Genomic DNA, 25,715 nt, shown 5'->3' on the forward strand with positions numbered 1-25,715 from the left:
AGAGGACTAGCCCGTCTGCCTCTCCAGCACATGCTGCTTGCGGAATTCACCTGGCGCAAGCCCGGTTACCTTCTTAAACATTCGATTGAACGATGTAATATTATGGTATCCGACCTGGCGGCTTACATCATTAATATTTAATGTCGTGCTCGTCAGCAGTTCCTTCGCCTTCGCGACTCTAAGGCTGTTCAGATGCTCGCTGAAATTGATAGCTGTTTTTTCTTTAATGTATGCGGATAGATAGGCGCTCGACATGTTCAGCTTATCGGCCAAATAATCAAGCGACAGCTCCTCAGCGAATCGTGTCTCGATGATCTCCATCACCCGTACGATAATAGGGTCGGCGGCAACGTCTGATCTTTTCTCCTTCACCAGCTCCCCTGATGCCTCCAAAAGCCGGTAAAGCACCTCTTTGTATTCTGCAAGCGTACAGCAGGAAGCAAGCCGGTAGTGAATGGGCTTGATTGACCATGACTGGCTGGCATCGATGCGCTGCTGCTCCAGCAGAGACACCACCATAGCATATACATGCTCGGCGAATGCTTGGTATTGGAGCGCTGCTGCTCCTCGGCTGTACATTTCATCCAGCATATAGGCAAGGAGTCTGTATCCTTCTTCCCCATGCCCGGCTTGAAGGACAGCTGCAAGCTCCTGCTCCTGCATAGCCGTTAAGCGAACCATATCCGGTATTTCGCGGAACGCTTTAATAAGCTGTGTTTCTTCCAAGAGGCAGGCTTGTTTGGAAAGCGACTGTACCTGCTCGTATGCATAGTTGAACTGGGAAGGATGCTCGAAGCGAGAGCTGACCGCAACGGTCACCAGACAGTAATGCTTGTTAAGATCAAGCATTTCCTTAAGCTCCCCCAGCATTTCCGCGATTTCCTGCTTGCGGCTGCCTTTTACTACTGTCAAAATATAATTTTTCTCCATTTGAAACGTATGGGAGTCCGGACAATGCCGAGTGGCAATTAGACGGATATGCTCACGAATGGCAAGTGATGCATGCTCCGGCCTGATGTTTAGTTCGCCCAGCACTGGACTGCGAAAACGAAGCTCGTACAGCACTACCGTATAGCTTTCATTCGTGGACAAAAATTCTTCCCACTCCACAATATCCTCGTTTATATTTTTTAACTGGCTAATATAACCGAAGCTCGTTAAGATGGAACGCTGCTTGGTCATTTTCGCCTGAACTTCCTCGCGCTCCTTGAGCAGCTCTTGGATGCTGCGGTCAATAAACGTGAATTCTTTAATGTGACTTTGCACGGTATCCATCGTATCCGCACGACGATTCGTGACAGCAGCGATAAGCTGTTTGACGGGACGCTCCAGCTTTTTGCTGAAGAGAATGGATGCGCCTAAGCCAATCAGCAGCATGAGAGCTGCTAAAGCAGCGGCAAGCAAGTTCCACTTGCGAAGCTGCGACGTGATTTCAATGGCGGGAACAGCGGATATGTAAGTAAGCCCCCTTGAATCGGCAGCTCTAAACCAGTACTTCCCATCCCTCAGCATATGGTTTTGCCCCTTGCTGAATGCCGGTATAGCGGTAAGCGCCGAGTTCCCTTTTGCAGGGTACAAAAAACGTCCATCGTCGTCGATGATGGCAAGCGACTGACTGGGCGAATCACCGAAAAACGCATGCTGGGCCTTATCCATGTCAAGCAGCGCAATGATTTGATAGTGATCGCCAGGCAGCTTGAATACAAGCGGCAGCAGCGTGCTGCCCGTAGGCAATTCGATTGATTGTTTATAAGTCGTTGCAGGCAAAAGCGTGAGCGAGCTCGCCGTCAGCAGCTGTTCTTGCCAGAATGGATATGGATACATGCTGCTTGCATACGCTCTCTCGAACATATCCTCCGCGCTGCTGCTTCCTTCTTGATCGACCGCAAACGCATTGCCCCCGAAATGAACGATAAGGCTCTCCAAATAAAACAGCGGGTCATTGGCCTCGTGCCGAAGTGCTGCTGATATTTTGCTGGCGGTTAAGTAGTCGGTATTGGCTTCTCCGAACACGCGGATTTGTCGGTTGAAGCTCTGTACCTCTTTGCTCTTATATCTATTGTAGAGAAGCGTCTCCAGCCTAGCGAAGTGGTTGGCGTAGCGCTCTGCGGTATGCTCCAGCAGCATCCGATTGGATGCGATGATTTCTTGTTCCAGCTTTGATTTAAAGAAAGTAAAGCTGAGTCCGTTAAACAGCGAAAACAAAACTATGATACAAATAAAGCAAAGCAAGCTCGTAACAAAGAGTGAGCGTGACGGCAAATAGCGACGGAGTGTCAAAGCGTTAAGCTCCTTTCAACATGGGGTCAAGGCGATGGTGTATGGGACAGCCTCTCTTTATGTTACTGCATGCATGCGGGTAGGGGTATGGCGGTAATTTTGATTTTTTGTAAAGACAGGTCGTTACAGCTATGGTTTAGTTCCTGATTATACTGAAATTTCCATTGTTAATGCGGTTTCTAAAGAAAGGGCAACAATCGAAAGAAACGATGATACACAAAAATAAACGCTCCGTTATAAGATCGGACTGCAGTATGATCCAAGCTTAACGGGGAGTGAGACGAGAGGGAGCTACTTGCAGGTGAGTAAGCCTATTAGATATGTATTTGTGATGTGGATCTTGGCATTGACTGCGATTGCAGGGTGTGGAGGCGAGAAAGCATTAACGCCGATCAGCCAGTCGATGCAGAATCAAGACAAGCTGCAAGGAAGCGGCAAGGCTGGGATGCCAATCGTAACAAAACCGATAACGCTCACCTTTTTCACCGGAAAGTCTCCGAACAATGGCGAGCCCTTCGAAGAGACTCTCGTTTGGAAGAGCTATGCGAAGCTTACGAATGTGAATGTGCGATTTGACCTTGTCCCCTTCAAGGTGTTGGCTGATAAGCGGGCTTTGGCGCTAGCAGGCGAGGTGTTGCCGGATGCCTTCTATTCGGCACGCCTTACATCGGAGGAGCTGGCGAAGTATGGGGAACAGGGGGTGCTTATACCACTTGATGCCTTAATTGAGGAATATGCACCGAACTTCAAAGCGCTGCTGGACAAGTATCCGATTCTGCGCAAAGGGCTTACGATGCCGAATGGCCATATCTATTCGTTCCCGTCCTTCTATGATCCGGACTATTTGTCGATGCAGATCGGAACGCCGCTATGGGTGAACAAGGAATGGCTGGAGCGGCTAGGCATGGCTGAACCCAAGACTACGGAGCAATTTCGAGCCTATTTGCTGGCAGTAAAAGCTGCGGATTTGAACGGCAACGGGATTCATGACGAAGTGCCTTATAGCGGCGTAGGCATTGGTACGTTGATCAATCAGCTGAAAGGAGCTTGGGGACTCGGCAATCGGGGGCTTGGGCATAAGCTGGTTGATGTTGATCCTGTAACCGGGCAGCTGAGGTTCATCAAGTCGCAGCCAGCCTATAAGGAGCTGCTGCAGTATATTCATGGCTTAAAGGCAGACGGGCTGCTGGACAAGGAAATTTTCTCCATAAAAGAAAGCGCATTGAACGCCAAAGGTCAGAACGGTGTGCTAGGAGCTGCGATTGTCCCGAATCCGGCAACCGTTATGGGAAGAGATGAATTTGTAGGTCTCGGTGCGCTTCAAGGACCGCATGGCGATCATCTCTATACGCAAATAAAGGTGCCGCTTGTCCATCAAGGGGCGTTCGCCATAACGAGCGCCAATCGTTACCCGGAAGCTACGGTACGCTGGATGGACTATTTTTTTGGCGAGGAAGGCGCGACTTTTTTCTTCATGGGAGAGAAGGGCGTAACCTACACCGAGAAGCCGGACGGCACGCTGGAATATGTGGATTCGATTACACATCATTCGGAAGGCTTAACGCAGGATCAGGCGCTAGTGCCTTATGTTACTTGGCTCGGGGGCAGCTATCCGGGCTTTGTGCAGCAGTCGTATTTCAAGGGCTCGGAATCCTTGCCGGAAGCGCAGGCAGCAGCGGAGAAAGCAAGGCCGGACGCGATTAAGGAAGTATGGGGGAAATTCCATTTTACAGAGGACGAGGCTTTATTTATGTCTACCATAGGTGCAGATATTGAAACCTATGTTAGCGATATGGAATTAAAATTTGTGAATGGAAATGTCGCGTTCACGGCATGGAATCGCTATACGTCTACCTTAGAGACAATGGGGCTGGGTGAGTATATGCGAATCTATGAGCAGGCGTATAAGAGGTATGTCCAGCAATAAACAGGGAAGCAGCAGATAAGGTGGAGTCAAGCAGGCTCCGCTAACTTTCCTGCGCCCGAATTCGGGCTGAAACTACTTGAGGAGCGTGTTATCCAAGTGAAAGCAATGCCAAGACGGATAAAAAAATGGCTATCGGCAGTGACGCTAACGACGATGCTATTCGGATCGCTAGCGCAGCCAAGCTTTGCGGAAGAAGCATTGACACAGGCGCAGACTATAGAAGCTGAGAAGGGTCCTGCCCTGATGATTACAGAGCTGGTGCCTGATTCGAAAAATGTGAGCGGCGCAGATGCTTATGAGTTTATCGAGCTGTATAACAATACAGATCAGCCTATCCATTTTAAGGACTATAACCTGATCTATCACTATTTTGATTCTTCCAATGTCGAGCAGAACATTCCTTGGACGTTGTCAACGGATAAAGAAGTCATTATACCTTCGCATAAGCCGGTTGTATTTTGGGTGAAGGGCAAAACGATACATGAGCTAAATCCGGCTCTTGCCGTAAGCCAATTCAATGCGAATTATGGCACCTCCTTGGTGGAGGATGTAAATGTGTTCGAGATGAAAACGGACGGCGGCATGAGCAACAGCGCGCCTCGCGACTTGATCATCAAGGATAAAGCAGACAACGTTATATCAATCGCTTCCTATCAAAACGATGATCAAACGAAAGAAAATAAAGGCATCTTCTACTCCTATCCTACGGATGGAAGCGTCAATATGGTCATGATGGCAAGAGCAGGCGAAATGGCGGCAACGCCAGGCATCATCGATCCTGCGCAGGTTCCGGGGGAGCCTCATTTGCCGCCGGTTATTTCGCATACGGCAGTAACGAATGCAACGTATGAGAATGACTTGACGGTATCCGCGCAAATCTCGCCCTCATCCGGAGTTACGGTAACCGCTAGCGTTTACTATAAGAACAGCTCGGATGCTGCTTTTACGCAGCAAGCGATGACAAGCGAGAATGGCAGCTTCCAAGCGGTCATTCCAAAAGAAAAGCTGACCGAGTCGCAGTTAAGTTACTATATCGAGGCATCGGATGGCGTTGAGATATCCAGAACCTCTGTTTACCAAGTAACGGTCAAAACGAACGTTTTTGATTACAGCAAAGTTCCGCCTCTTCTTATTACGGAGCTGCTGCCCGATAGCACGAACGTGCCGGACAGCGGCGGAAGTGACGCATTTGAATTTATAGAGATTTATAACAATACAGACAAAACGATTGATTTCAAAACATATAGTCTTGCCTATCGTTACCCGGATAAAGGCCCAAGCGCCGATATACCGTGGTCGCTCGAAACGGCAGATGCCGCCCTTATCCCATCGCGCCAAGCGATTGTCATATGGGTAAAGAACAAATTCAACGGCAGCTATACGGCAGATGATTTCAACACCTTGTTCGGAACAGCGCTCGTGCCGAATAAGACACTGTTCCCAACACAAACGTATGACGGTATGGCTAATGGATCAGCTAGAGATTTGGTCATAAAGGATGGAAGCGGCGTCGATATCGCCATCGCATCCTACCAAAACGATGAGCAAACCGTGGCCGACAAAGGTATTTTTTATGCATATCCGATTGATGGAAGCAAGCAGATGCGGATGATGGATCAGCCAGGCAAGCTCACTGCAACGCCGGGCACGAACGCTTCGGATCAGCTTCCCGCTGAAACGGTGAAATTGCCGGAGACTGTCGATGCTGCGCCAGTTGTCGCATCGGTAAGCCACGCTAAGATGGAAGGCGGCATCCAAGTATCCGCTGCCATAACGGACGAGAAGCCGGAGGCGCTTCAGGCGACTATTTATTACAAGTCGGTTTCGCAGCAGCTATTCACGGCGGCTCCGCTGGAAAATTCGGCTGGCAGCTATAAAGCACTTATTCCTGCCTCAGCCATTACGGAAGCTACGATGCTTTATTACATTGAAGCTAGCGACGGTGTTCACAAAGCAACGACCGCCGAGTATCCGGTAACAGTAAATACGGAAAAGTTTGACTCGCAGAAGGCTCCGGCGCTGCTATTGACCGAGCTTGTGCCTGACTCGACGAATATTGGCGGAGGAGACGGCTATGAATTCGCAGAGGTATACAATAACACCGATGCGCCAATTCATCTGAAGGATTACAAAATCCGTTACCGTTATACCGATTCCGGCCCATCTGCAGATGTGATTTGGCCAACTTCCAATGAAGATATCATTATCCCGGCAAGAGAGACGGCCGTATTCTGGGTCATTAATAGCTACAATACTGCTGCAACTGAGGCTAACTTTAACGCCAATTATGGCGGAACGCAGCTTGTGGAAGGCGTAAATCTATTTAGGCTCTTCAGCGATGGCATGGCGAATGGCGGAAAGCGCGCGATAGTTATTTCAACGAACAGCGGCATTGAAGTGACGGCTGCTTATTACGATAACGACGAAGAAACAAAAGCGGACAAAGGCATCTTTTATAAATATCCGGCAGACGGCACTACGACAATGATCAAATACAGTCCTGGCCGCACCGCTGCTACACCAGGAAGTATCGTTGCAGGACAAGCACCGGCTGAGGCGGTCCATATTGTGGCGGATCATATCCCGCCTACGATTGCAGATTTAACGGCGGCTGCTGAGGTCGACCAATCCAAGTCGCTTGAAATCATTGGTGATGCGCAGGACGAGCAAGCCGTGAAGACCCTCCTTCTGCATTATAAGTCCGATATTCAAACGGATTACACGAAACGGTATTTGACCATAAGCTATGATGACAGCTTGTATCACCATAAGCTGTTCTCGCCAGAGCTGATTGGCCGCAAATTTATCGAGTATTATTTTGAGATATCCGACGGCACGAATACGGTAACGACCAATCCGAAGCGGGTAGCTATTCTTGGCGGGGCGGATCGTTCAGACCTGCGGCTCAACGTATCGAACGAGGATATCCTTGCCGGCACCAAAATACTGCGGGGAACGGCTGAGGCAGCAGCAGCCGACGAGCTTGCGCTATCGATCGATGGCAAAGCATTAACAACGGACACTTACAATGCCGTGGAACGTGATGCCTACTTCGCCTTCGAGGTGCAGGGCGCGGATTATTATTTCAAAAACGCAGTTGTCCAAAACAATGAAATCTTGCACACCTTCCTGGATCCTATTCCAGCTTGGTCTACACTTTCCGTGCCGATTTCCGCGGATCGTCTAAAGCTGGGCGAGAATGTATTGTCGATTTACGCGGGCTCCAAATCAGGCCCGTTCGATGATCGCCCCGATGAGAATAAGGATGATTTCGAGGTGCGGAACGTTCGCCTCGTGCTTGCAGACGGCACTGAGCTTTATGATCCTGCCTTCGCGAGCAAGACCGCTTCTATCAAAATGGGCGACAGCGCGGGCAAGCATGAATTTGTTGATTTTAAATTTGCGATTCCAAATGCGAAGCTGAATGCGAAAGCTTACAAATGGAATACGCAAGAAACAGCGGATGGCGAGCATAGGATAACGTTGAGCCATCAAACATCGGGAACGATTAGCCGCAAGGTAAAGGTTGATAATACGGCTCCTGCGATTAAGCCTTCTATAACAGAAGGGAAGGACTATCGCGGTGCATTCGTTATTGACGCAGATATTACCGATGCGATTGCAGGGGTAAAAGAAAAGAAGGCAACGCTTGATGGCAAAATAATCGAGCTGCCTTACATGACTTCTTCGGCAAAGCTTGCGCAAGGAGCGCACACGTTTGAAGTAACGGCTGCGGATAAGGTCGGGAATACCGCTTCTGCAAAGGTGAATTTTACGGTTCCGGACGAAAATCCGCTTGCGCCAGAGCTCGTTTCGCCGCAGCAGAATGCAGCGGATCTGGGTAACGCAGTCAAGCTGTCTGTCAACGTGAAGGATCCGCTCGATGACAGTATGAAGGTTCTGTTCTTCCAAGGCTTCAAATATGATGCGAACGCAAAAGCAGGCTTCAAAGCTTATCGCAACGCAGCGGATGTTGAGCCGCCGAAGGAGATGGCGCCTGCCGGTGAGAAAGCTTTTGCAGCAGAAGATTATAAGGCAATTAGTGAGATCGACGGACAATATCTGATCGACGACTCGGTAGAGCAATTCCCGTATCAGCGCTTTGAGATCACACTGGATCAGTCGGTCATGGATACGGATCTGGTTGAGATTAGCTGGAAGGGGAAATCGCTTGAAGGCCGCAAAGTCAGCTTGTATGTATGGAGTGCTGCTGCGAAGAAGTGGGACATGCTCGATACGATCGTTGCGGGCAACGAGGATTTTGAGCTTAGTGCTGAGGTGGCTGCCGGTCAATATAGAGTTGGAAGCAGCATTCAAGTCATGGTGCAGGACCAAGTTGCAGAGTCTGATGATCCTTATGATTTCTCATTCGTATGGATGTCAGATACACAATATTATTCGGAAACTTATTTCCAATACTACCGTGACAACGTAGCTTGGATTCGGGAGCATTTGGCTGATAATAAAATCAAATACGTAATCCACACCGGTGATATCGTTGATGAATCGGACAAGGAATATCAGTGGATTGAAGCAGATAAAAATATGAAGGTGCTTGATGACGCAAAAATTCCTTACGGGGTTTTAGCCGGCAATCATGACGTCGATCATCAGAAGGGCTCTTACCTAGACTACTGGAAATGGTTCGGCGAGGATCGCTTCAAGGATCAGCCGACTTTCGGCGGGTCATATAAGAACAACATGGGGCATTATGATTTGGTATCGGCAGGCGGGAATGATTTCATCATCGTTTATATGGGCTGGGGCCTCGGCGATGAAGAGATCGACTGGATGGATAAGATCGTGAAGCAATACCCGAACCGCAAAGCAATATTGGCTTTCCATGAATATTTGCTAGTCTCGGGCAACCGGGCGCCAATTGCAGATAAGGTGTATGAACGGGTTGTTCTCCCTAACAAAAACGTTTTCGCTACGCTATCGGGCCACTATCACGATGCAGAGCTGAAGTCGGATGCGATTGATGATAACGGCGACGGTGTTGCCGACCGTACAGTGTATCAAATGCTTGCTGATTATCAAGGCGCGGAGGATGGCGGTCTTGGCTATATAAGATTGATGCAATTTGATATGAAAAATAACAAGCTTCATATGAAGACCTATTCGCCAACGCTTGATGATTACAATTACTACGATCCTAAAGAATTCCCCGGCAAGGATGAATTCTCGCTTGATCTGGATCTAGGCGCAGCAAACAAACGTGTGGCAACGGACTATTTTGGCGTCCGCGTTTATACGGGCAAGCAAATAGGAGAAACGGTAAACGCCGAAAGCGGTACGGAGGCTTCGACATTATGGAGCGATTTAAGCCCCAATACCGAATATGAATGGTATGCGGTAGCCGAGGATGAGCATAGCGGTTTAGGCCGCTCGGACATTTGGCGCTTTTCTACAGGCGCATCAAATCCAGATCCAGGCGTGCCAACACCGACACCGACACCGACGCCAGATCCAGGCGAGCCAACACCGACGCCAACACCGAATCCAGGCGAGCCGACGCCGACACCGACACCGACGCCAACGCCAGATCCAGGCGAGCCAACACCGACGCCAACACCGAATCCAGGCGAGCCGACGCCGACGCCAACGCCTACACCAGGCGGAGGGTTACAAGCGGTAATTGAGCTTGAGGCGATCAAGGATGGCAGCTACAAGTTAGACAAAGAAGCTGTACAGAAAGCGATTAGCGGCGCGGCTGCAAACGCGGTTATTGAAGTGAGACTCGCCGCAGCAGCTGCTGGAACTAGCTTACTTGAGCTTAGCGGAGAGGGCGTTCGAGCTCTGCAGCAAAGCGCGCATCCTATTCGTATCGCAGCTGGAACAATAACGCTGGACATGCCAGTCGGAGCGCTCCCAGAAGTGGCCGTACAAGCGAGCAGCATACAGCTGATCATGAGCGTCAAAGCGGCGGATGAGACGACTTCGGCGATCGCAGCGGCTGTAGAACAAAACAAGAGCTTTGCTTCAACAGGGATTGTCTATACGCTGGAGCTGAAGATCGTAAATAGCAGCGGAGCAGTTGAAACCGTTCATGGCTTTAATCAGCCGATTAAGGTAACACGTACGCTCTCCTTGGAGGAGCTAAAGACATTTGATGTCGATTATGCCGGTGTGTATTACTTGAACGGCAGCACATCAGAATATGTGCCAAGCCATTTTGAAGACAATAAAGTAGCCTTTGTAACGAATCATTTCTCCAGCTATGCGATTCTTGAGTATCGCAAAACGTTTACGGATGTAACGGGACATTGGGCAGAGCCATTCATCTCGAAATTAACAGCCAAACATGCGATTAATGGAGTTGATACGAATCATTATGCGCCGAACAAAGCGATAACGCGTGCAGACTTTGCGGTTATAGCAGTGAAGGCGCTAGGCTTCTTCGATGTGAAAGCTGGAACAAACGCGTTCAACGATGTTCCCGCCAGCAAATATTATGCGGCGTATGTCGATAAAGCTTCAGAGCTGGGACTGGTAACGGGCGATCAAGGAAAATTTAGACCGGATGCTGCGATTACACGTGAAGAAGCGGCGGCAATCTTAATGAGAGTTTATGCGTATGTGAACTCTACCAGCGCACCAGCTCTTGAAGGCAAAAGCTTCGACGATATTTCGTTGGCATCGAATTGGGCACGTGAGTCCATTGAAGCAGCGAAAACGCTCGGGCTTGTTAACGGCAAGGGAGGCAATCGTTTTGAGTCAAAATCGAATGTAACGCGTGCCGAAATTGCCAAAATGATATGGACGGTTATGGAATAGTAAAATAATTAATACCCTTAACAAAGATCGTTCTCCGGCAAGTCTGGGGGACGATCTTTATTTATGCATTTGTTTAAGCCGCTCTGCTTTGCGTCATTTGACTATGGGCTTCCTAATTCGATACAATTTAGGTTATGCAAGCATTTAAACACAGTACAAAATCGTTATCATGGAAGGAGAATACAAATCATGAATTTTGAACAACATTTAGATAAGTATGCGGAACTAATTGTAAAAATCGGCGTGAACGTACAGCAAGGACAAGAGGTATTCGTAACAGGGGCTGTCGATAATGCGGCGCTCGTTCGCCTTGTAGCAAGCAAAGCCTATGCGGCAGGCGCGAGCAATGTACATGTCGATTGGACCGATGATTCGTTGTCCCGATTAAAGTATGAGAAAGCGGCGGATGAGGTTTTCACGCGGTTCCCTGAATGGGAGACGGGCAAGCGTAACTCGTTCGTAGAGCGCGGGGCAGCTTTTATCTCTATCGTGTCCTCAAGCCCCGATTTGCTGAAAGGGATCGATTCGGGCCGTATCTCGAGCTTCCAGAAGGCTTCGGGCCAAGGGTTAAAAGAATTCCGCAGAGCGATTCAATCCGACAAAGTAAGCTGGACAGTCGTTGCGGCCGCCAGCAAGCAATGGGCAACGAAGGTATTCCCTCAAGCAGGGGAAGAGGAAGCCGTTGAGCTGCTATGGAAGGCGATCTTCGATTCCGTCAGGTTGCATGCGGAAGATCCGGTTAAAGCATGGGAAGAGCATAACGAAAACCTACATAGCAAAGGCGAGACGCTGAACAAGAACCGTTTCCACAAATTGCATTACACAGCTCCGGGCACGGATCTTACGATTGAATTGCCTGAGACGCATATCTGGGTCGCGGCGGGCAGCACGAATGTAAACAACGTTCCCTTCATGGCGAACATGCCTACAGAGGAAGTATTTACTGTACCGCTGAAAACAGGCGTAAACGGCTACGTTTCAAGCACGAAGCCGCTAAGCTATGGCGGCAACATTATCGATCGTTTCAAGCTGACGTTCGAGAATGGCCGGATCGTGAAGGTAGAGGCAGAGGAAGGGCAAGAGATTTTGCAGAAGCTGGTCGATATCGACGAAGGCTCGCATTACCTTGGGGAGGTCGCGCTCGTACCGCATGAGTCGCCGATTTCGCAGTCTAACATTTTGTTCTACAACACGCTGTTTGACGAGAATGCATCGAACCACCTTGCGATAGGCAGCGGCTATGCCTTCAACATTGAGGGCGGCAAAACGATGTCACCGGAAGAGCTTGAGGCGCACGGCGTCAACGCAAGCATTACGCATAACGATTTCATGATCGGCTCCGCAGAGATGGACATCGACGGGATTACGAAGGACGGAACAAGTGTACCGATTTTCCGTAAAGGGAATTGGGCGATTTAGTTTTTAGTCCACAGGTTCCGCATAAAAGGTTATCTGGAAGAGGCGAAAGCATCTACCAGATAGCCTTTATTGTTGTTTTCTGGGACTTGTTACATAAATCCGGTAACTTTCCAGCTCGCTATATGACATCTGTCATGCTTTCGTATTGACGTTTATGACTGTGATCACCTTACACTTTTCTTTACAATAAAGTTAGAATACTGCGTTAGACGTCCGGGATACTCTCCAAGCGTCATATAGAGGAGGAAGAATGCGATGACAGAGCCGAAATTAGCTCACCTAAAGAAAGAAGTTGCCCCATTTGAGAAAACAGATTTAAAGTCGAGCATCAGACAGCTTATTAACACCTTAGTGCCACTCGTACTGCTCTGGTTTGCCGCTTACTATAGTCTCTCGATATCGTACTGGCTTACTGTTCCTTTGGTGCTGCTTACTTCTGGCTTCGTGATTCGGACGTTCATCATCTTCCATGACTGCTGCCACGGCTCGTTCTTCAAAAGCAAAAAGGCAAATGACATAATTGGTACCATTACAGGCGTTTTGACGCTTGTTCCTTATAGACAGTGGAAAAATTCACATTCCATTCATCACGCAACGAGCAGTAATCTCGATAAACGCGGCACTGGCGATTTGTGGATTCTTACCATAGAAGAATATGCAGCAGCTCCTTTGATGCGCCGCATCGCTTATCGGATGTATCGTCATCCGCTCGTTATGTTTGGGCTTGGTCCGATTGGCGTATTTTTAATTCAATATCGTTTTAACGTAAAAGGCGCGAGACGCAAGGAAAAAATGAATACTTATTTAACGAATGCTTTGATCGTAGGCTTGTACGCTTCGCTTATATGGGCAATCGGCTGGCAAGCATTCCTGCTTGTGCAAGGTCCTGTGTTCTTTGTATCGGGTCTGCTCGGCATCTGGTTGTTCTATGTACAGCACCAATTCGAGGATTCTTATTTTGAAAATGAAGACGAATGGAGCTATGTAAAGGCTGCCGTTGACGGAAGCTCTTACTACAAGCTGCCTAAGGTGCTGCAATGGATTACAGGCAACATCGGCTTCCACCATGTCCATCATTTGAGCCCGAAAGTGCCGAATTATTACTTGGAAAAAGCGCATAATGCAACGCCGCCGCTCCACAGAGCGACGACGATTACGATTAGCGAAAGCTTGGAATCGCTCCAATTCCGCTTATGGGATGAAACCGACAAAAAGTTTGTCAGCTTCAAAGGAATCAAGCACCGTCTTCGGAAAATGGAATCCGCTTCAGAGAAGCTCAAAGCAACGCAGCCAAGCTTGAAGTTTAAGTAAATAGAGACATGACTCACAGAAGCCAGGCCGTTATAGGCTGGCTTCTGGCGTTTATGGCGCTTACCAGGAAAATAAATACTTGTACAAACGTATATGATAAAATGATTAGAACGACAAACGTAAACATTGCATGGCATAGAAAAAGGGTGGAAGACCATGAACAAGTGGTATCAGATTTTTCATAAACAAACAGGCCTCAGCCCATACGTTTGGGTAGTTTTCTGTATTCTGCCTTTTTATTTTATTTTTCGGTCTTCCTCGCCCTATGAGGTCGTATCCGGCATAATTATGATCATCCTGTTCTTTATTTGTTATCGGTTGTCCTTCGTTTCCAAAGGATGGCTCGTATACTTCTGGACGAGTGTGCAAATCGTCATATCGATTGCGATGACGATGTTGTTCAGCTACGTCTATTTTTCGATTTTTTTGGCGTTCTTTATCGGAAACATTCAGAATCGAGCCGGTTTCTTCACCCTGTACACGATTCATATCGTAAGTACGTTCGTTACGGTCAACTATGGCTTTGCTACTCAAAATTCGTTGTTTTTCACCCAGTTTCCCTTCATTCTCATAAGCTTGATCGTCGTGATTCTGCTTCCGTTCAATACGTACAGCCGAAATAAGCAGGGGCAGCTCGAGGGCCAGCTTGAGGATGCGAATAAGCGAATATCGGAGCTGGTTAAGCTTGAGGAAAGGCAGCGGATCGCACGGGATCTGCATGATACGCTCGGACAGAAGCTTTCGCTGATCGGACTAAAGAGCGATCTGGCGGGGAAGCTAATGGTCAAAAATCCGACACAGGCGCAGGCTGAAATTAATGACGTACGCCAGACGGCGAGAATGGCATTAAAGGAAGTGCGGGAAATGGTGACGCAGATGCGCGGCACGAGGCTTGAGGACGAAATGTTTCGGGTAAAGCAGATTTTGAAGGCGGCTGAAATTGAGTTCGAGCTCGAAGGCGATTTAAAGCTTGGCCAAACGAATCTATTGACTGAAAATGTACTCAGCATGTGCTTGAAGGAAGCAGTCACGAATGTCGTGAAGCATAGCGGAGCCTCCATGTGCACGGTGAAAATTGACTCGTCGCGCACCGATTTTCTGCTTAAGGTGAAGGATAATGGCGTCGGCATCCCCGATTCGGCTAGAAATTGCGGCGGACATGGCCTTCAAGGCATGAGGGAGCGGCTTGAATTTGTAAACGGGAGCTTGGATATCGTGAATGATGACGGGGCGACCCTCGTGATCAAAGTGCCGAATGTGATCAAACAAAACTAACGCTTAGCGAACGAAGGGATTGAGGGTTATGATTCGAATCGTCATTGCTGAGGATCAACGCATGTTATTGGGCGCCCTCGCTTCGCTGCTTGATCTTGAAGAGGACATGAAGGTCGTCGGAAGAGCGAGCAATGGAGAAGACGCCATAAGTTTAGTGCATCAGCATAAGCCAGACATTTGCATTATGGATATTGAGATGCCGGCTAAGACGGGGCTCGATGCTGCCGAGGAGCTGAAGGGGCAGGGCTGCAAGGTCATTATTTTGACGACATTTGCTAGGTCGGGTTACTTTGAACGAGCGCTCAAAGCAGGCGTGAGCGGCTACTTGCTGAAGGACAGCCCAAGTGAGGAGCTTGCCAATTCGATTCGGAGCGTCATGGCGGGAAGGCGGATCTTCGCCTCTGAACTGGTCGATGAGGCATACGGCCAGGAGAATCCGTTAACGGAGCGGGAGAAGGAAGTGCTTGTACTTGTTGCAGACGGGAAAAATACGAAGGAAATAGCGAGCGAGCTATTCATTACGACAGGAACGGTTCGCAACTATATATCTGTCATTCTCGATAAGCTTGACGTCAGCAACCGCATTGAAGCGATTACTCGTTTCAAGGAAAAGGGCTGGTTCAAATGAAAGTCCATCACTTTGAAGCGGTTTTGGTGAAACCGGCGGTTGTTGGGGCGTGGACATATGTGAAGGTACCATTTGACGTAGAGGAGCATTATGGCTCTAAATCGCAGGTCGCGGTAAAAGGGACGGTAAATGGTATTGCCTACAAAGGGTCGCTAATGCCTCATGGCAACGGGATGCATTATATGGTCGTTAACCAAGCGTTAAGAGATGCAGCAAAGGCAGAGGCAGGCAGCGAAGTTAGTGTTACAATGGAACGCGACGAGGATGAACGCAGGATATCGTTGCCGGACGATTTTGCCCATCAGCTAGCGGCTAATGAGGCGGCAGGAGCTTTTTTTCAAAATCTCGCCTACTCTTATCAGAAAGAATACGTCAGCTGGATTGAAGCGGCGAAGAAGGCTGAAACGAGAATAGACCGGATCAGCAAAGCGATTCAGAGATTATCTGGCGGGCAAAAGCTGAAATCATAATACGCCATCGAGACGGCATTGACGCTCTCTAGGGCGTATTTTTGTTATTTTGAGTGATCGATACGACTTAAGGAAAGAGTACTAAGGAAGGGAGTTAATGGGATGAGCTATAATAATTTGACACTTCATACCGACAAATATCAAATCAATATGATGTACGCGCATTGGCTGCAAGGAACGATGAATGAGAAAGCGGTATTTGAAACTTATTTCCGCAAGCTTCCATTCGGCAACGGCTTTGCCGTATTTGCGGGATTAGAGAGAATCGCGGACTATATCCGCTCGCTCCATTTTGGCGATGAGGAAATTGCCTATTTGCGTACCCAGGAGGAGAATTACAAGGAAGAGTTTCTGGACGCGCTGCGCGAGTTTTGTTTTACGGGCAATATTTATTCGGTGGAGGAAGGAACGCTTGTTTTTCCCGGCGAGCCGCTGCTTTGCGTGGAGGCACGCATATTTGAAGCGCAGCTTGTAGAGACCGCGATCCTTAACGTCATGAACTATCAGACGCTGATCGCGACGAAGGCTGCACGTATTAAGCAGGTTGCGCCGGATGATGTGCTGCTTGAGTTCGGGACGAGGCGCGCGCAAGAGGCTGACGCTGCCATATGGGGGGCTAGGGCCACTTATATTGCCGGCTTCCATGCGACTTCCAATATGCGAGCGGGCATGCTCTTTGGCATTCCTGCCAAAGGAACGCATGCTCATTCTTGGATACAGGGACATGACACGGAGGAAGAGGCTTTCCGCGCCTATGCAGAATCGCTGCCTGACTATGTGACGCTGCTGATCGATACCTATAATACGCTCAAAAGCGGGGTTCCGAACGCAATAAAAATTGCCCATGAATTAGAGAAGCAAGGAAAACGGATGAATGCGATCCGTTTGGATAGCGGCGACCTCGCGTATCTATCGCAAATGGCGCGAAAGATGCTGGATGAAGCGGGGTTGTCCTACGTGCAAATCGTTGCTTCCAATGACTTGGATGAGGGGATTATCGCTAATCTCAAATCACAGGGCGCAAAGATTGATGTATGGGGCGTTGGGACGAAGCTGATTACCGCTACGGATCAGCCGTCGCTCGGCGGCGTGTACAAGCTGGTCGCGCGTGAGAAGGCTGGCAGCTACGAGCCGGTTATTAAAATTTCGGCTAACCCGGAGAAGGTATCGACTCCAGGCTTCAAGGAGCTGTACCGCATTGTAAATACGCAAACCGGAAAAGCAGAGGCGGATTATATTACGCTTAAAGGGGAGCAGCATCTTGAAAGGGGCGAGCGAATTAAGCTTTTTGACCCCATTCATCCTTATATTCACAAATTCATTGAGCATTATAAAGCAGTTCCGTTATTAAAACCTATCTTTGTTCAGGGGGAATTGGTGTACAAGCTGCCAAGCCTCGAGCAAATCCGCAGCTACCACCAGGGACAGTTTGAGTTGTTTTGGCCGCAATATTTGAGGAAGCTGAACGCTGAAGCGTATCGCGTCAATTTAAGCGAAGCATTATGGGAACTGAAGAGGGATTTGATTCAGCGGCATCAGATGTAGAAAATCGCCTGTTCCAAATGGGACAAGTCAAGAAGCTCATATTTTTATGACGCTTGGGCCGTTTCAAGCTTCGCCAGTGAAGGAGCATATACACGAGGCCTTTAGGCTAATTCGTGAAGCAGGGGATTCCAGGGTACACACCTTCTTGTTCGATCCAAGCCAATGCGGAGCGGGATGGGATGGGTGAAACGGGGCATCCGAATAATTACCCATGCGCTTATGGCGGAGCAACTAGTCGGCGGAATAAACGAAAAACCGGTTGGTAAAACCGGCAATCGCTAAGGGACTGTTCCAAATAGTCCTGTTGGGAATTTTGTCGTCCCACTTTAAAACACGAATGATCAGAAAGCTAAGCCTCCAACTCCACTTCCGAAGCGGGTTTGGAGGCTTTTAATTTTGGTATATTTTATTTCAATAATATCTTATTGTGTAAATCTCTTTGTCTTACATGACTCTAGCTTTGCAAGTAATCCATAAATAATTGCAGGCGCGGCGCAATGGAGCCGGGTACAAGCTCATGACCGAAGTAGCGATAGACGGCGATGTCTTTCTCGCAGGCTAAATGATTATAGACGGCAAAAACGGTAGATGGAGGCGTAATATCGTCTATGAGGCCGATCGTCAGCCATGAGTAGCAGCGAATGCGCGGCGCTAAATTCATAATGTCGAAATAGCTCAACGTTTCCTTCGCGTTGGTCTCGATCGCTGGGCTGCCCGAATGGCGGCGGAAGTAGTCATTCAACTCGCTGTATGGCCCGCGCGGCGTTACGTCGATTGCGCGCTCAAAATCCGATAAGTAAGGGTGATCTGCAACCGCAAGCTTAGGAACGTCCGATAGCGCAGCTGCTGCGAGCGTAATCGCTCCGCCTTGGCTGCCGCCTGTTACCGCGATTCGGCTAGCGTCAACCTCCGGCATAGCCGCTAGTACATCAATGGCGCGCACCGCATCCATATAGACAGCACGGTAATAATATTCCTCTTTGTTTTGGATGCCCTTGGCCATCCAGCCCGCAACATGCCCGTTAGATGAAATGACATTATCCTGGCTCTCTCCGTGCTGGCCGCGGCAGAACATTTTGAGAACGGCATAGCCTTTCAAGGCAAGATTAACCGTATCATGTACATCGCCGTCAACACACCAATTGTAGCCGTGATAGGAGACGATGCCCGGCAGTGGCTCTTTCTGGTCTGGCAAAGCGAGAAGCGCTTCGATTTTCGCGTCATTAAAGCCTTGGTAGAAGACGCGGTAAACCTTTATGCCCTTCACCGGATAGCTCAGTTCAGTGCGCTCGTATGCAAGCGGTACTTTGGCTAATTCGGACAGCGTCGCAGTCCAAAAATCTTCAAAGTCATCTCGACGCGTCAAAGCCGGCTTATATTCACGTAATTGATCAAGGGGCAAATCATAGGGCTGTGCCATTTTGCTAACCGCCTTTTTATTGGAATGTTGTTGCAGATGGTAAATACTACCTTCGGCGCGTCCAGCCAAAAACTTTGACATGAACAAGCAGCCTGGTTACCCAGTGGGTAATGATATAGAGGACGATAAAGACGATGACGAGCGGTCTGAATAAGAACCAAAGCACGATCCAGCTTAGAAAAACTTGCCATGGCTTCATTTTCTTAATGAGGTTGCCAGGCATAAGCATGATGCGATAGAACGTATAGTTTTTTTGCAGCCCCTTAAGAAATTCCTGGCGAATTTGCTTGTTGTCGGGATCGAGCCTGATCGCATTTTTGAGCATGAGCAAATAATCGTCATAATCACTCCGCTGTTCGGCGGACCAAGCCAAATATAAATAGACCAAATCCGATTCTACCTCTAAACGCAAAGCGACGTTCGACAAACGTTTAGATTCGGAGTTATTTTTCAGCAGAGCTTCCGTGTAGCTTAAATTAGCCAAATAGAGCGGATTTTCAGGGGAAATTTCGAGCCCCTTTAACAGGTAATCTCTGCTCTCATTGAATTTTGCTTTCTTATTGCTTATATTAGCACGCAAGAAAAAATAATGAGGCTCATAGGGATCGATTCGCTGCGCTTCGTCTATGGCTTCTAATGCGTCCTTCCAATGTTCCATTTCGTAATACGTATTGGCGCGAACGAACCAGGCAAGCTCGTTTTCCGGGTCGCGCTGCAGCGCCTCGCCGGACCAGTGAATGGCCTGATCATAGTTCTCCATACGGAGGCACACATGGCCAAGCAGCGCATAAGCATCCGGATCGTATGGCGTTTCCCGAATAAGCTGGAGCGCTTCCTCGGAAGCCTCTTTATATTTATTCCACTGCATCAGCTGTTGAATGCGATCATGTCGCTGGCTGCTTATAGCTCTCTCTATCATAGAAATGCCTACCTCGCAATTAGTCGATTATTTTAAACTATTTTTTTTCATATAATCGAGCACGATTTGATAGTCTTGGTTGACATCACTGAACGTTGCATAGTTTTTGGCAGTGGCAAACCAGTCAAGCGTTGTCGCTTTCCGCTGCTTGGACGCTTTCTTCAAATCATCCTGCAAGATCGGCTCAATAACACCGGATTCAAGTGTTCTCTCCAATGCGCCTTCAACGGCATCCTTCACGATTTGCTCCAGATCAGCGCCTGAGAAATGCTTCGTTTCCTTCGCGATTTTGCTCAAATCGAGCGAGGAGAGCGGCTTGCCTGAAAGCTTCAGCTGCAGTATCGTTTCCCGTTCATTTTCTTCCGGCGGCGGTACAAAAATCATATGGTTAAACCGGCCGGGTCTGCGCAGCGCCGAATCGAGGTACCAAGGCGTGTTCGTCGCGCCAATGACAAATACTTGATCGTTAAATGTCCGAAGCCCGTCAAGCTCCATCAAAAGCTGATTGACGAGGATGCGGTCATGATGCTGACGCATTTGGTTGCGGCTGCCGCCCATTGCGTCGAGCTCGTCGATAAAGATGACACAGGGCTTATTTTCACGCGCTTTCTCGAAAATATCATGCAAATTGTTCTCGCTCTGCCCAACGTACATGCCAAGGATGGCCTGCAGCTCGATATGCATGAAGTTCGCATCTATTTCACCGGCAACTGCTCTAGCAAGAAAGGTTTTGCCGCAGCCGGGAGGACCGTAGAGCAGCAGGCTTCCTCCCGCTTCCTTGCCATAGGCCGCAAACAGCTCAGGCTGCTTCAGCGGCAAAATAAAGTTCATGCGAATTTTTTTCTTCACATCTTCAAGTCCACCCACATCGGCGAAAGTCTCATCCGGTTTCTCGGACTCAACTAAATCTTTTCCATTCGCATCAAAATGAAGCACCTTCAGCTTATTGCGACGGCGATCTGCGAGCTCATCACGGTCGTTATGATCAGACATCGTCATCATCCTTTAATAAATAATTTGCTCTTAGTGTAACAAATTTTTGACGATCATTGGTAGATACTGTACAGAAATAAAAGAACCGGACATTATTCCGCAAGGAGAGGAATAAGCGGCTTGTAGTCAATCGGGGTAGACATGACGATCATCGTCGTGGAATCGCCGTATTTGCCGCATGCGTTGATGAATGCCTCCAGCGACTGCATGGATTCGGTTACGACCTTCAGCAAATAGTTGTATTGCCCGCTTATCCGGTGGCACTCCACTAAATCGTCGGCCTGCTTGCAAAATTTAACAAGTCCTTCGCAATCTTTAGTATGGAAGAGCAGAAAGGCAGTCATCGTTTTATTGATCTTTTGTGCGGGGACAACGGCGCGGTATTGGCTGATGATTTCTTTTTCTTCCAGTCTTCGAACCCGTTCCGTGACGGCAGGCTGAGAGAGCCCGACTAATTTTCCTAATTCCGTCAGTGAAATCCTCCCTTGCTCCTGCATGATGGCAATGATTTTTTGGTCAAGCTGGTCCATTTAAACATCTCCTTTAAAAACATAAGTAAGGGCATTATTTTATGATGAAAATAAAGATGAATTGAGGATAAGTCCGTTGTTTTTCCATTCAACACTTGAAAATTATCATATAAAATGAAGATACATTTTGTAAAGGTTTATGAGAGGAGAGAGACGATATGAGTTTGCTGTTTACGCCATTTACCATTCGTAATGTGGAGCTCAAAAATCGCATCATGATGTCCCCTATGGGAACGCTGGCCGCTGGCGAGGATGGAAAAGTGACAGAGTGGCATAAGCTGCATTATGGTGCTAGAGCGCTTGGGCAGGTAGCATTGATCATGCTGGAGGTAAGCGCGGTGATGGAGCAGGGGAGGGACAGCGGATCGCTTGGCATTTGGAGCGACGACCACATTCCCAAGCTGAAGGAATTGACGGAGCTATTGCACGCACAGGGATCAAAGGCTGGCATCCAGCTTTGGCTGGCCGGACGTAAAACGAATAGGCAGGGAATGGCGGTATCCGCCTCGGAAATCGCAGATAGAGAAAGAGTGGCAAGAGTGCTCACATTGGAAGAAATTCAGGATGTGATATATGCCTTTAAGGCAGCAGCCATACGAGCGGCAGCCGCTGGATTCGATGTTATTGAGCTTCATGCCGCGCATGGCTATTTGCTTAACGATTTTCTCTCGCCATATACGAACAAGAGGGAAGATCAGTACGGCGGCACAAGGGAAAAAAGATTTCGACTGCTGCAGGAGGTCATTACGGAAATCCGCGGCGTCTGGAACGGCCCCTTGTTTGTGCGTGTGTCGGCTGAAGAATACGGTCCTGAGGGGAATCGGGTAGAAGACTATGTGTATTATGCATCGCGGATGAAGGAGCTGGGCGTTGATTTGATTGATGTCAGCAGCGGAGGCGTGTATCCGGACAAACCAAAGGTTTATCCTGGATATCAGGTACCCTATTCGGAGCAGATCCGGCGCGGCTCAGGTCTACCAACTGCGGCAGTCGGGCTGATCACATCAGGCTTGCAAGCCGAAGAAATTTTGCAAAACGGGCGTGCAGATCTGATCGCGGTTGGCAGGGAGCTGCTCCGGAACCCCTTTTGGCCAAGGGTAGCTGCTGAGCAGCTCGGCATTAATATAGATGAGCCTGCCCCTTATCGCGGCCATTGGTTTGATTACAGGCATGCCGTTTCGGAGTAAGGAATCGTTCCTCCCATGGAAATAACAAAAGATCGCTCACGAGCTACCCTTTTTAGGATAGACGCGGCGATCTTTTGTTCGATGGGCGGGCTATGAATGGGTGGTTATTCGGTAATCTGCATTGGCTGTACTTGCCGGCCATCCGGATATATGGCGCTATCCTTCGGCTTAGCCGGGTAAGCGAGCGACCCGCTTTCCTTTAAGCTCGACAGATTGTTTGCTTTGAGCATATGATCGGACAGCGTATACAGGGTATCTCCCGCATAGAGGATGCGCCGTACGGCTTTATTGTAATCGTAGCCGTATTGCCCGCTTTTTGCGAGATCCTCGGCTGTCAGATGCGTAATTCGGCTGCGCAGCGTAAAGCCCTTCTTCAAGTCAATGCCATACACATAGGCTCCTTGATAAGTGAACTCCCCGTAAGCGAGAGAGTCGGCGGACTTAATCGTTTCTTTGTTCTTAATTTCCAGCAGCTCAACCGGAAAAGCGAGAAGCCCTTTTTCCTTGGAGAAGAGAAGCGCCTTGTGATCCTGCAGCAGCTCGGAATTCGTACCGCGATCACCGATGGTTTCTTTGAATTTTTCCTTCGGATGACTAACGTCGGAGACGTCGAACAGGGCTATTTTCATCCCTTGGTAAAAGGCCATCGTCTCGTTCGCGCCCATTCCCTTCGACGGAATTTCAACCGTTTCTTTGCCGAAGCCGATAAGATGGTTCTCGTCATAAGGATGCAGATAGTCGCTGTAGCCGGGAATTTTCAGCTGTCCTAGAACAGCGGGCTTAACCGGATTGTTTAGGTCGATCGCAAACAGAGGATCAACGTTGCGGAAGGTAACCATGTAAGCGCGGCCGCCCATGAAGCGGACGGAGTAAATGCGCTCGCCTGGCGCTAAGCCTTCCAGCTTTCCGACCGTGTTAAGCTTCTCATCCAGCACATAAAGATTATTGGTTGAGCCGTCTTTGCCGCTTGCCCACATATCGCCCTTCGTCAAAGCGATCCGGAAGTAGCCCTCGTGCTCATCCATGGAGAATTGGTTTAAAATCGTGCCGGGAACCGAGCCTTCACCGATATAGACGATTCGTCCTTGATCTAGACGGAATTTATGAATCTGCGTCTCCTGCTTATAGGCGTCTCCTTCGGCTGTATATTTGGAGATCGCAACGTACAAGTGCTTTTCAGAGGCGTAAATGGTCTGGCTTGAGCCGAGATATGCGGATAATTGCAAAGGCTGGTCAGCGGCATCAAGATCGATAGCGCCAACGAGCAGCATATTCGCATCAGGCGATTCAGGGAAATAGCGAATCGAATCAAGAGGCAGCGATTTCAGCTCGCTGGATTCCGCCGAATCGCTATACAGAGGCTGAAAGGAGGCAGGGAGCTGATCTTTTGCAGTATTGCCGCCGTCCTTGCCAGTATCATATAACGGATACGAATAGTTGTTTTTGTTCGTTACGACATACAAGGCGCTGCCGATTTTGCGTGAGGAGCTGTAGCTGCCCTCTTGCTCGGTCTCGCGCACAAGCTTAGGCTGCCCCGCCTCATTTAGCTCGTAAATAAACGTCTTCACCGTTGAGAGCATCGGTACGGGCATCCATATACCTCGCTTTGCATCGGAAGGGGCATCGTCAGCAAGTCCGCTCTCTCTGCTAGCCGCACCGCCGGTTACAGGTTGGTCTCCGCCAGCGGCAGGATAAGGCAGTCTGACTTGACGCTGTCCAATGACGACTAAACGTTTGTCATCAACATATAGCTCCTGCGGGTTGAAGCCATCCTTTGCCGTATAGTCGAGGGTTGCCGCAAGCTTCGGCCTCGCGGAATCTGCAATGTCCGAAATGAGCACGCGCGAGCCGCTAAGCTGGTAAATGAAACGGCCATCCGTTTTGGCCCAGTCTGCCTCATCTACTCCGCCAACCTGTACATTCGTTTGCGAATAGTCGCTGCTGTTTTTTGATTCATCCGAGGCGGGAGCGGCGATTTCAGCGCTTTCTTCCCTGATGCTTCCATCTGCCACAACGCCTGATTTGTTAACGATCCGATTTTGAGCGCTCATCGTTTCCATGAGCTCGCGCAGCTTCTCTTCCGAGCCAACCGTCGGCAGCTCTATCGGATCGTCAATCGATATGATGCGCTTCGAAGCATCCCACGTTACGACCGTGCCCAGCGACTCGGAAATCGCACGAAGCGGAACCATCGTAACGTCAAAATGAAGACGTGCGGGTGCTTCTAATCGAATGCTTTTTCCGTTTGCGGTCATAACGGCGGAGCCGATCGTAAGGGAAGCGGTGCGGTCATTACGCTTCAACGTTATGATCTGCTTGCCGTCCGTTCCAGTTTCATAGCTGACTTCCGCTCCTAACGCTTCCGAAATTTCTCGCAAAGGGACAACGGTATTGCCATTCTCGATAAAAGCGTCGGTAGATAAAGCTGTACCACGCACGACAAGATGAATATCAGCTTCCGCGGAAACCAGCTTCTTGAACGGTCCCCCGGCAGCGGGTGCAAACAGCAGTAATACTGCCAGCATCAACGCAGCAGCCGCTTTACTTCGCATCCTTAATCCTCCCTTTCAGTATCCTAATGTTGTTTTTTCTAATATGGTTTAATTATCCTCATAAACGCAAGGTTTGCAGGAATAGTTGCGTGAATTGGACGGCTTTAACGAAAAATTATAACTTGTCCGGAAGCGGAGGCTTTGTGCCGCTAGCTCAGACACCACACTATTACATCGCGCCCCCACCAACCAGCCTCAAAAAGGGGGGCATCGGAAAAATAGATCTAGAAACTAGATCTATTTCCGACAAACTAACCAATTTTGCAAAAATAGATCTAGAAATTAGATCTATTCCATCGCGCCCCCACCAACCAGCCTCAAAAAGGGGGGCATCGGAAAAATAGATCTAGAAACTAGATCTATTTCCATCAAACTAACCAATTTTGCAAAAATAGATCTAGAAACTAGATCTATTCCATCGCGCCCCCACCAACCAGCCTCAAAAAGGGGGGCATCGGAAAAATAGATCTAGAAACTAGATC

At 48.9% G+C, this 25,715-nt stretch carries 15 protein-coding genes; 9 read left to right on the forward strand and 6 right to left on the reverse strand.

Annotated features, from left to right (window positions below):
- Positions 1-6 precede the first annotated feature (6 nt).
- Positions 7-2,280, reverse strand: a complete 2,274-nt coding sequence (locus HI950_RS33855) for a helix-turn-helix domain-containing protein (protein WP_169087122.1) — start codon at positions 2,278-2,280, stop codon at positions 7-9.
- 331 nt (positions 2,281-2,611) lie between these two features.
- On the opposite strand from HI950_RS33855, the gene HI950_RS33860 reads away from it, so the two are divergent.
- From HI950_RS33860 to HI950_RS33895, 8 genes are all read left to right on the forward strand, one after another.
- On the forward strand, positions 2,612-4,207 hold the full coding sequence (locus tag HI950_RS33860; RefSeq protein ID WP_169087422.1) for an extracellular solute-binding protein: 1,596 nt from the start codon (positions 2,612-2,614) through the stop codon (positions 4,205-4,207).
- 105 nt (positions 4,208-4,312) lie between these two features.
- On the forward strand, positions 4,313-10,984 hold the full coding sequence (locus HI950_RS33865) for an S-layer homology domain-containing protein (RefSeq protein ID WP_223285665.1): 6,672 nt from the start codon (positions 4,313-4,315) through the stop codon (positions 10,982-10,984).
- Between the two features lie 189 nt (positions 10,985-11,173).
- Entirely contained in the window at positions 11,174-12,403 is a 1,230-nt protein-coding gene (locus HI950_RS33870) for an aminopeptidase (protein ID WP_169087126.1), read from the forward strand.
- Between the two features lie 255 nt (positions 12,404-12,658).
- Entirely contained in the window at positions 12,659-13,714 is a 1,056-nt protein-coding gene (gene desA / locus HI950_RS33875; protein WP_169087128.1) for a Delta(5) desaturase DesA, read from the forward strand.
- 156 nt (positions 13,715-13,870) lie between these two features.
- Positions 13,871-14,989 (forward strand): sensor histidine kinase, encoded by a 1,119-nt coding sequence (locus HI950_RS33880; RefSeq protein WP_169087130.1) that lies wholly within the window; start codon positions 13,871-13,873, stop codon positions 14,987-14,989.
- A 28-nt stretch (positions 14,990-15,017) separates the two neighbouring features.
- The gene (locus HI950_RS33885) at positions 15,018-15,617 is read left to right on the forward strand and encodes a response regulator transcription factor (RefSeq protein ID WP_054026617.1); all 600 of its coding nucleotides are present in this window, start codon (positions 15,018-15,020) and stop codon (positions 15,615-15,617) included.
- A complete protein-coding gene (locus HI950_RS33890) occupies positions 15,614-16,087 on the forward strand; it encodes a YdeI/OmpD-associated family protein (protein ID WP_169087132.1) in 474 nt (157 codons plus the stop codon). Before HI950_RS33885 ends, HI950_RS33890 begins: the two co-directional genes overlap by 4 nt.
- A 102-nt stretch (positions 16,088-16,189) precedes the next feature.
- On the forward strand, positions 16,190-17,632 hold the full coding sequence (locus tag HI950_RS33895; protein ID WP_169087134.1) for a nicotinate phosphoribosyltransferase: 1,443 nt from the start codon (positions 16,190-16,192) through the stop codon (positions 17,630-17,632).
- A 454-nt stretch (positions 17,633-18,086) separates the two neighbouring features.
- Here HI950_RS33895 and HI950_RS33900 read toward each other — a convergent pair whose 3' ends face one another.
- From HI950_RS33900 to HI950_RS33915, 4 genes are all read right to left on the reverse strand, one after another.
- A complete protein-coding gene (locus HI950_RS33900; protein ID WP_169087136.1) occupies positions 18,087-19,052 on the reverse strand; it encodes an acetylxylan esterase in 966 nt (321 codons plus the stop codon).
- 46 nt (positions 19,053-19,098) lie between these two features.
- Entirely contained in the window at positions 19,099-19,971 is an 873-nt protein-coding gene (locus HI950_RS33905; RefSeq protein WP_169087138.1) for a tetratricopeptide repeat protein, read from the reverse strand.
- 27 nt (positions 19,972-19,998) lie between these two features.
- On the reverse strand, positions 19,999-20,964 hold the full coding sequence (locus HI950_RS33910; RefSeq protein ID WP_169087140.1) for an ATP-binding protein: 966 nt from the start codon (positions 20,962-20,964) through the stop codon (positions 19,999-20,001).
- Positions 20,965-21,056: 92 nt separating this feature from the next.
- Positions 21,057-21,494, reverse strand: coding sequence for an Lrp/AsnC family transcriptional regulator (locus tag HI950_RS33915; RefSeq protein ID WP_169087143.1), 438 nt, complete (start codon positions 21,492-21,494; stop codon positions 21,057-21,059).
- Between the two features lie 158 nt (positions 21,495-21,652).
- Here HI950_RS33915 and namA point away from each other — a divergent pair, with 158 nt between their 5' ends.
- The gene (gene namA / locus HI950_RS33920; RefSeq protein ID WP_169087145.1) at positions 21,653-22,681 is read left to right on the forward strand and encodes an NADPH dehydrogenase NamA; all 1,029 of its coding nucleotides are present in this window, start codon (positions 21,653-21,655) and stop codon (positions 22,679-22,681) included.
- Between the two features lie 104 nt (positions 22,682-22,785).
- Here namA and HI950_RS33925 read toward each other — a convergent pair whose 3' ends face one another.
- Positions 22,786-25,233: a beta-propeller domain-containing protein gene (locus HI950_RS33925; RefSeq protein ID WP_169087147.1), complete on the reverse strand. Its 2,448-nt coding sequence runs from the start codon at positions 25,231-25,233 to the stop codon at positions 22,786-22,788.
- Between the last annotated feature and the right edge of the window lie 482 nt (positions 25,234-25,715).

The organism is Paenibacillus sp. PL91, assembly GCF_012935325.2.
Classification (GTDB): Bacteria; Bacillota; Bacilli; order Paenibacillales; family Paenibacillaceae; genus Pristimantibacillus.

Excerpts from the sequence above, each read along its gene's own strand:
- namA (WP_169087145.1), top strand. The coding sequence starts at position 21,653 with ATGAGTTTGCTGTTTACGCCATTTACCATTCGTAATGTGGAGCTCAAA.
- HI950_RS33890 (WP_169087132.1), top strand. The coding sequence starts at position 15,614 with ATGAAAGTCCATCACTTTGAAGCGGTTTTGGTGAAACCGGCGGTTGTT.
- HI950_RS33860 (WP_169087422.1), top strand. The coding sequence starts at position 2,612 with ATGTGGATCTTGGCATTGACTGCGATTGCAGGGTGTGGAGGCGAGAAA.
- HI950_RS33900 (WP_169087136.1), bottom strand. The coding sequence starts at position 19,052 with ATGGCACAGCCCTATGATTTGCCCCTTGATCAATTACGTGAATATAAG.
- desA (WP_169087128.1), top strand. The coding sequence starts at position 12,659 with ATGACAGAGCCGAAATTAGCTCACCTAAAGAAAGAAGTTGCCCCATTT.
- HI950_RS33870 (WP_169087126.1), top strand. The coding sequence starts at position 11,174 with ATGAATTTTGAACAACATTTAGATAAGTATGCGGAACTAATTGTAAAA.
- HI950_RS33925 (WP_169087147.1), bottom strand. The coding sequence starts at position 25,233 with ATGCGAAGTAAAGCGGCTGCTGCGTTGATGCTGGCAGTATTACTGCTG.
- HI950_RS33880 (WP_169087130.1), top strand. The coding sequence starts at position 13,871 with ATGAACAAGTGGTATCAGATTTTTCATAAACAAACAGGCCTCAGCCCA.
- HI950_RS33885 (WP_054026617.1), top strand. The coding sequence starts at position 15,018 with ATGATTCGAATCGTCATTGCTGAGGATCAACGCATGTTATTGGGCGCC.
- HI950_RS33905 (WP_169087138.1), bottom strand. The coding sequence starts at position 19,971 with ATGATAGAGAGAGCTATAAGCAGCCAGCGACATGATCGCATTCAACAG.
- HI950_RS33910 (WP_169087140.1), bottom strand. The coding sequence starts at position 20,964 with ATGTCTGATCATAACGACCGTGATGAGCTCGCAGATCGCCGTCGCAAT.
- HI950_RS33915 (WP_169087143.1), bottom strand. The coding sequence starts at position 21,494 with ATGGACCAGCTTGACCAAAAAATCATTGCCATCATGCAGGAGCAAGGG.
- HI950_RS33865 (WP_223285665.1), top strand. The coding sequence starts at position 4,313 with ATGCCAAGACGGATAAAAAAATGGCTATCGGCAGTGACGCTAACGACG.
- HI950_RS33895 (WP_169087134.1), top strand. The coding sequence starts at position 16,190 with ATGAGCTATAATAATTTGACACTTCATACCGACAAATATCAAATCAAT.